This window comes from Pontibacterium sp., assembly GCF_041587635.1.
Lineage (GTDB): Bacteria > Pseudomonadota > Gammaproteobacteria > Pseudomonadales > Balneatricaceae > Pontibacterium.
Genome location: NZ_JBFGYC010000082.1, coordinates 1 through 10,453 on the forward strand (window position 1 = coordinate 1; position 10,453 = coordinate 10,453).

The 10,453-nt window shown below is 49.8% G+C and carries 10 protein-coding genes and 1 pseudogene; 5 read left to right on the plus strand and 6 right to left on the minus strand.

The window, feature by feature from the left end:
* A pseudogene (locus ABYW01_RS06375) lies at window positions 1–261 on the minus strand (RND transporter); the annotation flags it as partial.
* A 374-nt stretch (window positions 262–635) separates the two neighbouring features.
* On the opposite strand from ABYW01_RS06375, the gene ABYW01_RS06380 reads away from it, so the two are divergent.
* Window positions 636–944, plus strand: a complete 309-nt coding sequence (locus ABYW01_RS06380) for a metalloregulator ArsR/SmtB family transcription factor (RefSeq protein ID WP_193954338.1) — start codon at window positions 636–638, stop codon at window positions 942–944.
* Between the two features lie 90 nt (window positions 945–1,034).
* On the opposite strand, the gene ABYW01_RS06385 is transcribed toward ABYW01_RS06380, so the two are convergent.
* The 3 genes from ABYW01_RS06385 to ABYW01_RS06395 all read right to left on the minus strand — a co-directional run bounded on the left by ABYW01_RS06385 (window position 1,035) and on the right by ABYW01_RS06395 (window position 5,051).
* The gene (locus ABYW01_RS06385) at window positions 1,035–1,364 is read right to left on the minus strand and encodes a branched-chain amino acid transporter permease (protein WP_193954222.1); all 330 of its coding nucleotides are present in this window, start codon (window positions 1,362–1,364) and stop codon (window positions 1,035–1,037) included.
* On the minus strand, window positions 1,343–2,014 hold the full coding sequence (locus ABYW01_RS06390; RefSeq protein WP_372831662.1) for an AzlC family ABC transporter permease: 672 nt from the start codon (window positions 2,012–2,014) through the stop codon (window positions 1,343–1,345). Before ABYW01_RS06390 ends, ABYW01_RS06385 begins: the two co-directional genes overlap by 22 nt.
* A gap of 301 nt (window positions 2,015–2,315) precedes the next feature.
* Window positions 2,316–5,051 (minus strand): GNAT family N-acetyltransferase, encoded by a 2,736-nt coding sequence (locus ABYW01_RS06395; protein WP_372831663.1) that lies wholly within the window; start codon window positions 5,049–5,051, stop codon window positions 2,316–2,318.
* Window positions 5,052–5,510: 459 nt separating this feature from the next.
* On the opposite strand from ABYW01_RS06395, the gene ABYW01_RS06400 reads away from it, so the two are divergent.
* Window positions 5,511–5,720, plus strand: a complete 210-nt coding sequence (locus tag ABYW01_RS06400; RefSeq protein WP_193954219.1) for a PA3496 family putative envelope integrity protein — start codon at window positions 5,511–5,513, stop codon at window positions 5,718–5,720.
* A gap of 40 nt (window positions 5,721–5,760) precedes the next feature.
* Window positions 5,761–6,174 carry an alternative ribosome rescue aminoacyl-tRNA hydrolase ArfB gene (gene arfB, locus ABYW01_RS06405; RefSeq protein ID WP_193954217.1) on the plus strand — a complete coding sequence of 138 codons (414 nt, stop codon included), beginning with the start codon at window positions 5,761–5,763 and terminating at the stop codon, window positions 6,172–6,174.
* Here arfB and ABYW01_RS06410 read toward each other — a convergent pair.
* Entirely contained in the window at window positions 6,164–7,744 is a 1,581-nt protein-coding gene (locus ABYW01_RS06410) for a Na/Pi cotransporter family protein (RefSeq protein WP_372831664.1), read from the minus strand. The two genes, arfB and ABYW01_RS06410, sit on opposite strands and share 11 nt — an antisense overlap.
* Window positions 7,745–7,811: 67 nt before the next feature.
* The gene (locus ABYW01_RS06415; RefSeq protein WP_372831665.1) at window positions 7,812–8,345 is read right to left on the minus strand and encodes a YaeQ family protein; all 534 of its coding nucleotides are present in this window, start codon (window positions 8,343–8,345) and stop codon (window positions 7,812–7,814) included.
* Window positions 8,346–8,498: 153 nt separating this feature from the next.
* Here ABYW01_RS06415 and ABYW01_RS06420 point away from each other — a divergent pair, with 153 nt between their 5' ends.
* Window positions 8,499–9,569, plus strand: coding sequence for a nucleoid-associated protein (locus ABYW01_RS06420; RefSeq protein WP_372831666.1), 1,071 nt, complete (start codon window positions 8,499–8,501; stop codon window positions 9,567–9,569).
* A gap of 242 nt (window positions 9,570–9,811) precedes the next feature.
* The gene (locus ABYW01_RS06425; protein WP_372831667.1) at window positions 9,812–10,117 is read left to right on the plus strand and encodes a hypothetical protein; all 306 of its coding nucleotides are present in this window, start codon (window positions 9,812–9,814) and stop codon (window positions 10,115–10,117) included.
* Window positions 10,118–10,453 lie beyond the last annotated feature (336 nt).

The following is a 10,453-nucleotide window of genomic DNA, read 5'->3' on the forward strand; positions in this document are numbered from 1 at the left end:
CGTCTGGCTGTTGTATACCCCATTGGCATTCGTTTCGTTTACCACACCGACAACGATCATATCGTGCAGAGCAAAACGCGCTTTCACTTCGTCGTGATATGCACGATCCACCTGATCATGGGGCAACATGTTTTCCGGGTCGGTATCAACCTGAATGGAAGGGATCTGTAACCCTGCCAGCACAACGAGCGCCAGCACCAGATAAAATACCTGCTTGGGTTTATCCATTGAGAATGATACGAGACGATCTCGCAATGACATGGGATCAGGCTCCTCTGAAAATCGATTACTGTCAGCTATAGAGTTCAATTATATTAGAAATAACTAATATTTAAAGCATTAAATTAGCTATAGTTGAAATAACAGATTGCGAAAACGCAAAGCGATAACAAAGGCCGACTGAAACCTGCGAAAGATCAATGAGTGAGTAGATTGTTCAGTCGAAGGCCTCATGAAGAGGTCCTAAACGTGGGTTTCCCCGCTTTTTATGCTATTACCATATAGAGAATATTAGAAAGCGATATATTAGAGAATTGAGATGGTACGGGGCTTTCAGTAGAATCAAGCTCGATAATAATAATGCAAAGCACTTGGGTGATAGATTGAACGAACTTAACGAAGCTGCTCTCCCGCCGATGGATCCGGAAACACTGGAGATGATGAAGGAGAACGCCTGCAAAGCGGCCAAGCTGATGAAAGCATTGGGGAACGAAAGCCGCCTGCTGATTCTGTGTTATCTGGACGGCAAGGAGCTGTCTGTGTCTGAGTTAAATGCTTGTCTGGATCTAAGCCAGTCAGCCCTCTCTCAGCATCTGGCCGTGTTACGTAAAGATGGCCTGGTCAGTACCCGTCGGGAGTCACAAACCATTTTTTACTCTCTGGAAGGTGATACAGCACAGCGTATCATTCATACATTACACGAAATGTTCTGCCCGGCAGTCTAACAACCGGACCCACCCCTGAATCGACTGCTGTTGCTGCACCAACAGCAGAGATTCATATAACGGCTGCCTCACACAGACCGCCGTTGAGCATCAGTTAAATATTCCCATCTGCACCACTGCCATGTAACAGCCGGTACCGCCCAAAATACTCACCAATGCATTACGCATCGTCAGATGAAGTACCAACACCGAAAATAACCCCGCCAGCTCAGGTAAAAAATCCCGACTGATCAGGTCTTCCCCCTTGAAGGAATAGATCACCAGTAACACCATCAGCACCGGTGGCAGATATCGGCCCAGATACCGTAATACAGGGTGATCTGCCACTTTGTATAACAATACAAAGGGCAACACCCGCGTCAAAAATGTCGCCGCTGTCATCACCGCAATAACCGCGATCAGATACGGTACGGATTCCATCGTTCCCCTCCTTTATACAGCAACAACGTGGCAACCGAGATCAAAATGGAGATCAGCAACATCTGATCCTGACTGATAAAGAGCAACACCCCCACACCAATCAGCAACGCCAGCGCAAAAGGTGCGGCTTGTCGCAGGTGGCGGTATTGTTCGATCGCTAACACCATAAAGAGTGCGGGCAGTACAAACTCAATTCCCGCTGTCGAGAAACTGATCTGTGTTCCCAGCCAGCCCCCCAGAGTACAACCCAATACCCAATAACTTTGATTAAACAGCGTGACTCGCAGTTGATAGTCCGTTTTATCCATCCCTTCCGGGGGCTGGGTGGAGGTCAGCAGAGAAAAGGTTTCGTCAGTCAGCCCAAAGATCAGATAAAAGCGGCGCCAGCCTTTGGCTTTCATGCTGCTTAGCAGCGAGATACCGTAAAAGATATGCCGCGAGTTCAGCAGGAAAATAGTGATAAATATCTCCAGTAATCCGGCATGGTTCGCCAATAACCCCACCGCCAGAAATTGCGCCGCCCCCGCAAAGATAAAGACACCCATGGCACACGCAAAGAGCCAGTGATAACCCAGTTCACTAAACAACACGCCAAATGCCATCCCTAAAGGGATATAACCAAACATCACCGGTAGTGTTGCTTTAAACACGATTTGATTCAGCGAAACAGACATAATAAGAGATGAGGGATTCAGAAAATGAAGCGGCATCCTAGCACCGCAATCTGCGAGAGCCAAACGGATATGCACCAGAAAGGGGCAAACCGCCAGACAATAAAAAAGCCGCTCCAAAGGAGCGGCCCAAATGCTTACTTACCTGCTACGGAGAAGATGTCCTAACCTGCTAAATGCGTCGCTAGTCGATCAGAGTAAAGCTATGTAAAACGAAACCTGATTTCAGTGTAGCAGGTATTTCAATAGTTGCAGTTCTGAGGAACCTGCGAACACAAACTTAGTGCTGCAGACGGTAAATCTGCCAGTCTTCAACCGGATCGTTCAGCATCATCTTCATATCAACAACCTCCTCTTCAGCGTTAAAGCTGTTACGGAAGCCCAGCTTTTTCGCCAGCCCCTGCATTCCCTTATTTGATGGCAAAGTTGAACCGATAATCTGCAAAGTACCGCGATCACGGCAGTAATCGACGACCTTTTGCATCAGTATTTCACCCAGGCCTTCACCCTGCAGATCATCACGAATAACGATCGAGAACTCACTGCGAATGTTATCCGCATCCGTCACTGCCCGCACAACCCCCAGCGTCTCAACACCCTTCCCGTCTTTGACGGGTGCAGAGATGATAAACGCCATTTCGCGGTCGTAATCGATCTGCGTCCAGGTCGCCAGTTCATGGTGGGTTGGTACACCACGGCTGTAGAAATAACGTAAACGGATCGATTCAGGGCTCAGCGTATTGTAGAACTCCAGATGATTCGGTTCATCCTCACCCCGGATAGGTCGCACAACGGCAGCCCGCTTAGAACGGCGCAGGGTGATTTTTTCACTGAGGTGCTCAGGATACGGTGAGATCGCCGGTTCTACCGCGTCCCCTAAGGAAACAGTGGCATCAACAACCAATAAGCCGCGTTTGTTCAACAGCAGCGGATTGATCTCCAGACACGCCATGTTCGGCAGATCTACGATCATCTCAGACAGCTTAATCAGCAAATCACTGAGCTGCTCGATGTCACGCTCAGGCTGGTAGCTGTTCTCCTGAATCACGTTAAAGACGCGGGAATGCTTAATTAACTCCATCGCCAGAGAGGTATTCAGTGGCGGCAACATCACCTGACGGTCAGCCTGCACGTCCACCGCATAACCACCCACACCAAAAATAATCATTGGGCCAAAGGTTGGGTCACGAGTCACGCCCACGTTGATCTGCAACGACTGGAAACCGCGTTTCATCTGCTGCACGCAGAATCCCATGCAGTCCTGATCTTCGTAACGCTCACCCACGCGGTACGCCAGTTTGGTCACCGCATGCTTCACTTCGCCAATGGAATAAAGATCCATCGCCAGATCTTTCCAGCGCTGATTAGACTTTTCGTCGTAGCAGAACGGGTAAACATTATCCTTATGCAGGGCTTTTACAGCTACAGAACCACCCAGGCTTTTCGCTACAGCCACCACGCCGTTGATATCATCTGCGTAGTGAGTGTTGATTGCGGGTACATCGTAGAGATCCAACAGATCGCCCACTTCAGCGTGGGTCAGATAATCCCGTTTCTCTTCCAGTGCCTGTGCCACCATCTCGCGTGCACGCTGATGATTCGGACCGTTCTGCTCCGTATAGGGCATCGGCGTCTGACGCATCACTTTCTGATTGCGACGGTAGTCCACCATATGCATAAACGCATCAACACTCTCCTCCGGGGAGATAAACGTTGGCAGACCCGCGCTATAGAAGTGATTGCGGGATTCAATCGCGGTCGCACGCCCCATCCAACAGGTCAGCACATTACGAGGTGTTTTTTTCGCAACCTTCACCACTTCATCAGCGGTATCAACACCCGGTGCCAGACGTGTTGGCGCATGCAGCACCAAAATACAATCAACGTTTTTGTCTTTCGACAGAATACGAATGGTTTCCGAAAAACGTTCCGGTGTCGCATCTGCATGCAGATCCACCGGATTCTGGCCATCCCAGTGATCAGGTAACAGATCGTGCAGTTGATTGCTTGTCTGTTCAGTCAACTGACTCAACTCGCCGCCTTTCTTCAAAAGGCGGTCTGCCGCCAGCGCAATCGGGCCCATACCGTTGGACACAATCGCCAGACGCTCACCGCGCATCGGCTTCATACGCGACAGGGTTTCGAGTGCATTAAACAGCTCATCAGAGGTGCCGACCCTCACAGCACCGGCGCGGCGCAAAGCGGCATCATACACCTGATCTTCGTCATCGAGACCCGGAGCAACATTGTGACTAACCTTCTGATCACGAATCACATCCGATTTCAGCACCAGCACCAGTTTGTTACGGGAAGCAGAACGAATAGCGGACAGGAAGTTACGAGACGACCCTTCAACCCGGTCGATCTGTAACAAGATTGATTGTGTATAAGGATCTTGCGCAAGGTAATCAACGACGGACGGCAAATCCACATCCACCCCATCACCCAGCGTTAAGAAGTGAGAGAAGCCAATATCATGGCCGTTCGCCCAATCAATCATCGCTGTGCCCAAAAGACCGGATTGGCCAACATAGGCCACCTTCCCTTTGGCGATGTTCATGTGCGAGTAGCTGGCGTTCATCTTATGACCCGGCACCAGCATTCCCATGCAATCGGGGCCTAAAATACGGATGCCGTAGGGCCGTGCAGACTCGCGCACTTCATCGTGCAACGTACGCTTAGTCTCAGCATTCAGACTGGATAAACCACCCGTCAGAATCACTGCCGCTTTCACCATGTTGGCGCCCAATTTTCGAATAATACCCGGCACCGTTTCGGGTGGTGAGCAGATAATCGCCAAATCCGGCATCTCAGGCAGGTCACCCAGCGCTTTGACACAAGGAATTCCATACACCTGCTCATAGCCCTGAGAATTCACGGCCATCAGCTCACCCTGATAGCCACTCTCAAGAAGATTTTGCAGGACCGCACCCCCCATGCTGTTTACAGTCTCGGATGCACCAAAGACGGCTATGGAAGTTGGTTTAAAAAAGCGTTTGAGATACTTCGTACCCAAGTCGGACCTCGGAGCGTTCAGCTAATCTGATGACGTTATAGCAAGAAAATATTACAGCGAACAATTCTACTACCATCGTCTAAATTACGCAGGTGCAAAATTAGAACATTTTGATATTAGTCATAGTTAAGGTCATAGATGTAGAAACGCGGTATGAGCCAAGCCCATACCGCGCTTATTACTTGCACCTACCTGGCAGTTCGCCTATCAATCCCGACAGACTGTGTGACTGCGAAGTGATGCCACAGATCTCCCGTTTAAGGGAATCTCTGAAACCGCCACCTTGACGACAGTTCAGATCACTAAGTGAACAATAGTTCAAAAACCAAATAACCAAACACATTGAATCTGAATTTTTCTCATATACCTTAGGGGGGATACCGCAAAAATTCTCTCTTCACTTCGCGAAAATTTAGGCCATACTCAGCTCAGACCGGTCAATCAAACGAGGTGGCGATCATGGCAAGAGACATGCAACACGATCAGGCATCCGATCCAGTCGAAGAGGACTTTTTGGCGGATGGAGAGTTTGCAAGCGCGAGCGAAGTGGAAGACGCCCGGATCTACAAGTCATCAAGCATCAGCCCCAGCAAACGGAGGCGTATTGAGATGATGCAGGAAGAGAGAGAGTTGCAAAAAGCCTTGCGCGAGGTATTCGACGACGACTGAATTGCTTTACCCCGCCCCCTCCGGCGCTTAGAGTAATAGGATGTTAAAAATATCCAATAATGTCTCTATCCCGGACGATGAGATTGAGCTACGCGCAATCAGAGCTCAGGGGGCGGGAGGCCAGAACGTCAATAAAGTATCCAGCGCGATCCATCTACGGTTCGACATCCGTGCGTCATCCCTGCCCGACTATTACAAAGAACGCTTGCTCGCGCTCAGCGACAGTCGTATCAGTAATGAAGGAATCATCATCTTAAAGGCACAGGAATACCGCAGTCAGGAGCAAAACCGCGAGGCAGCTCTGGCACGTCTGGCCATGCTTATCAAAGATGCAACGGTTGTTCAGAAAACGCGACGTGCGACTAAACCCTCCCGGTCATCCCAGCGAAAGAGAATGGATAAGAAAACTCAGCGCGGACAAACCAAAGCATTACGTAAAAGAGTTAATCACTAGCGAGCGGTGTAGCTGGCAGCCTCTTCTCATTGAGTGATGCAATTGCCAAATAACCATCAATGCGCGCCAGATGCTTCACGACCCTGACTAACCAGCGCAATGCTTCCAGCTGCTCCGTACCCTCCTCTACATCCAGCTTTCCTGACACCATCTGGGCAATGATTTCTTGCCGGATACGGGTACGCTGGCGTGATAACCGCTCATGTAAAGACGTTAAGACTTCACTGTCCATACCTTCATTCTGCAGGTAGTGGCGCAATGCATGGAGCTGGGTGTGCAACATACGCATTTTAGAGACGGCCATCCCTCGTTGCGGCTCCTCATCACAACGCTCATGCAACCGCTGCAGGTGATCCATACAGTGCATCATTGCGGTTAACGCATCCCAATGTTGTGTTTTGTCAGGCTTTAACTTCAGTGCGTTAAGAAAATTGTGCACCTGATCCAACAAATGCTGTAACCGCGAAAGAAGCTCTCTATCCGCAGGTATCCCTTTCACTAACAAGCCGAGCTGACAGCTTATCTGGTCGCGCAAGCGTTTTATCTGCGGGAGGACGGCACGCAAAGCGATTGAGGGTTCGTTGAGTAGAAACGGATCAAGACTGAGGCTGAGCTTATCCTTACCTTCTGGGACCAGGTGTTCAATCAACCGGGCGAACTGATTAGCAAGCGGCAACAAAAGGATCACCGCAGCCAGATTAAAGCTGGAGTGAAAAGCAACCAGCGCAAATTCCGCAGTATCCTCTACATCAGCCGCCGAGAGCAGTTGCCAGAAGTAGATAAAGGGATCAAGCATCATCAGTGCAATCAACACCGTCACCGCATTAAAAACCAAATGGGAGACCCCGGTGCGGCGGGCTTCCACATGCCCTCCCAAGGTAGCAATCAGCGCTTTAACCGATGTCCCCAGATCCATACCAATAACCACAGCCGCTGCCTGCGCAAAATTGATACTACCAGCGAACAACAGCGTCAACATCGCAGCAACCCCTGCACTGGAGGATTGCGTAATCAGTGTTATCAAAATCCCTAGCAATACCAGCTGTAAACGCCCGATCAGCGTATCGTCAGGAAAGGTCTGCGGTGTAATCAGGTCATCAAAACCCTGCAGGCCCTGCTGCATCAGACTGATGCCAAGAAAGATCAGACCAAAACCCGCTAACGCGTAACCAAGATCTGCTGTACGCCCGTTGGCAAACACCCGCAGAATCGTGCCCAGAAAGATCAGCGGTAGCAGTAAAACACCTAATTTAAGCTTAAAGCCAAGGAAAACCACCAACCATCCTGTGACAGTGGTTCCGAGATTAGCACCGTAGATAATACCCAGCGCTTGGGGGAAAGATAGCAAACCGGCGCTGACAAACCCCACCGCGGCAATGGTTGTCGCACTGGAGGACTGTAAAACTGCGGTTGAGGCAGCGCCGGTTAGCGCCCCGGTCAGAGGGCTTCGGGTAAAGCGTGCCAGCAAACGCTGCTGACCGTCTCCGGCACCGGAATGTAAGCCATCCACCATGATGACCATGCCAAGGATAAAAACCCCAAGGCCACCCAGTGCCTGCAATACCCCCACAACCATCCCCTCAGTTCAACAGCCGCTTATTTAAAAAGCATAGCTGCTGACTGACGGAATACGGTGATTAAGAGAGTTGACGCACGGTCAAGCTGACCTGATGTTGATCATCCGCAAGGAACAGATCCCCGTCACTGATCGTTAGCGTCAGTTCAATATTGCGGTTTACCATAGCGGCTAGCTGTTCCACCTCATCCCAATTGAATCGGTAGATCGACAACTTAGGAAGCGCCTGTAAGCTCTCCTTATTCTTTTCCCACCAGATATCCGTTTCGCTGCCATAGGCATATAGCGTGACTTCTGGCGCACGGCTGATGCCCTTGCGGATACGATCCGTTGACGCCTGACCCAACTCAATCCAGTGATCAACACTGCCATCCGGACGGATAATCCAAAGATCGGGCTCATCTGTCGCTGAAATTCCGCGACTAAACACCAGATCCTGATCCTGATTCAGCCCATACACCAATAAGCGAACCATCATGCGCTCCGGGGTTTCAGATGGATGCAGCGCCAGCGTCAATTTGCACTGCTGGTAGTTGTTGCGATCCATATCGACCAGATTCAGATCCACTTTGTATATCGTAGGCTTCAGCGCCATGGCAGCAGGTTTCCCGTTCAGTTCAGTTCTGTTGAGTGGAGAGTAGCCATCGATTATACGTGATTCCTACCAAATCTCAGGTATCGCGGAACAGGCTTAACTTAGGCTAGAATTGGCGTCCTACTGCCGAACCCATTCCGCCCTGGAGACACCATGGAACTCAAACACCTTGCTATTCGTGAGCTATTAAAAGAAGCCGACGAAGAAACCGCCCAGATCAGCGACAAAGGTGGCGTCATGGACATCCACAGCGGCATGGTGATCAATCTATTTGAATCTCTGCTCAACGCATTTGAACGTCGCTCCTCCCTCACCCATGGTTCCTTTAACCAGGAGAATGAAGAGGGTTATCCTTTTATCTCTGCCTTTGACAAATTCCTGGTCAACGAAGAAGCTCCTGAGAACTTTGCTCAGTTAATGGAAGCTGGCATGTCGCAGCTGGCCGCAGCAATTGCTGCACCTTCGGCTCGTGCAGCATCCGGGGGTTATGTGATTTTTGCGGTTTATGGCAGTGACCGTGCGGATTATATGCTGGTAGCGCTGGTGCGGGACCGCAGCAGTATTGCATTGGATGAAACCCTGAGCCCAACCGAGGTGATTGAGGTGAATCTGGAGCAGTTGCACCAGGCTGCTCGTATCAACATTACGACATATAAGCAGGGTAAAGACAGCTACCTGAGTTTTATCGGTAGCAAACAAAAGGGCGAGATCACCCACTACTTCTCCACAGCGTTCGGCTGCACCGACGTTACACCATCCCGTAAATCAACCGGCGAGCTGATCCGTGCAACGCGTGATTTCTGCAGCCAGTACGATCTGGGCGAGAAGAAAGAAGATATTGTCGAAGATGTGGTGAGCTATCTGGAGCGTCAGCGTTCCGATAAACAGACCGCGAACCTTAACGATATCGAAAACCTGTTTGACGCCTACATCCCACCTGAACAGGCGGAAACGGCGGCAGGCACATTCGGTGACTTTGCGAACGGCGGACCTTATAACGTCAGCCATGAGTTCCAGCCACACACCAGTACCATTAACCGCTTCTCTAAAGTAAAAGCCAAGTCCGATAACTGGCAGTTAGACTTCACCAAAAAAGCATTGGGACGGGCAAACTCCGGCAAAGAGATCGTATTCGATGAAGAAAACGGCACGCTAACCCTGAAAAAGCTGCCCACTAAAGTGATGGAACAGATTCGCATCGCACTGGAACAAGACGACAGCTAGCCCCTTTGATCCCCCTCTTCTTCTCCATGTCCGCTAGACATACAACATTTTTATACTCTAGCGGACATCTCCCCGTCACAATCCGGCCGCAGAATAGCACTAACTTCTCATGACCAATCAACGTGGTTCGAGGTCTGCCGGAGATTTTTGTGCAGCGCACAAAAAAGTATTGACTTGATCAAAATTAAGCCTACAATTATTCCCATATTGTGCATCGCAACAAACTTACGGAGAAGATAACGATGAACGCACCTGTAGATTTCCAGAAGCCTTTCGAAGCTGTTAAAACCCTGATGACTATTCAGGCTGACGCTATCTCCAAATCTGTTGAACAGCAGCAGAAATCCGGTGAAGAGCTGACTAACTTCTTCAAAGCTGAAGCTGAAAAAGCAAAAGAACTGAAAACCCCTGAAGACATCATCAAGTTCAACATCGATGCTAACAAAGCACTGTTCGAACTGATGAAAGCTCAGGGCGAAGCATTCACTGCAATCGCTAACTCTGCACGTGAAGCTGCTATGAGCGAAGTTGCTAGCCTGACTAAATAAGTCCGCTTAGTACTTCCAGAAACCCCGCCAACTTCGGTTGCCGGGGTTTTCTTTTGCCTGAAAAATGCTTTCTGCCCGTCTTATCCCTTCACTAAGAACACACCGTTACCGGGCCAGCACGGCTTCAGCCCTACCCGCCTTCTCAGGCCTTGACCAAAGATATAACTATTTTTGTGCACTGCACAAAAATAGTTTGACTGGCTGATTTTCAACCAGTACTATGGCCACATATTATTTTTGCACTGCAACAAAATTTATCGGAGCACTCGCTATGACTAACAACGCTGACTTCCAGAAGCCTTTCGAAGCTGTTAAAACCCTGATGACTATTCAGGC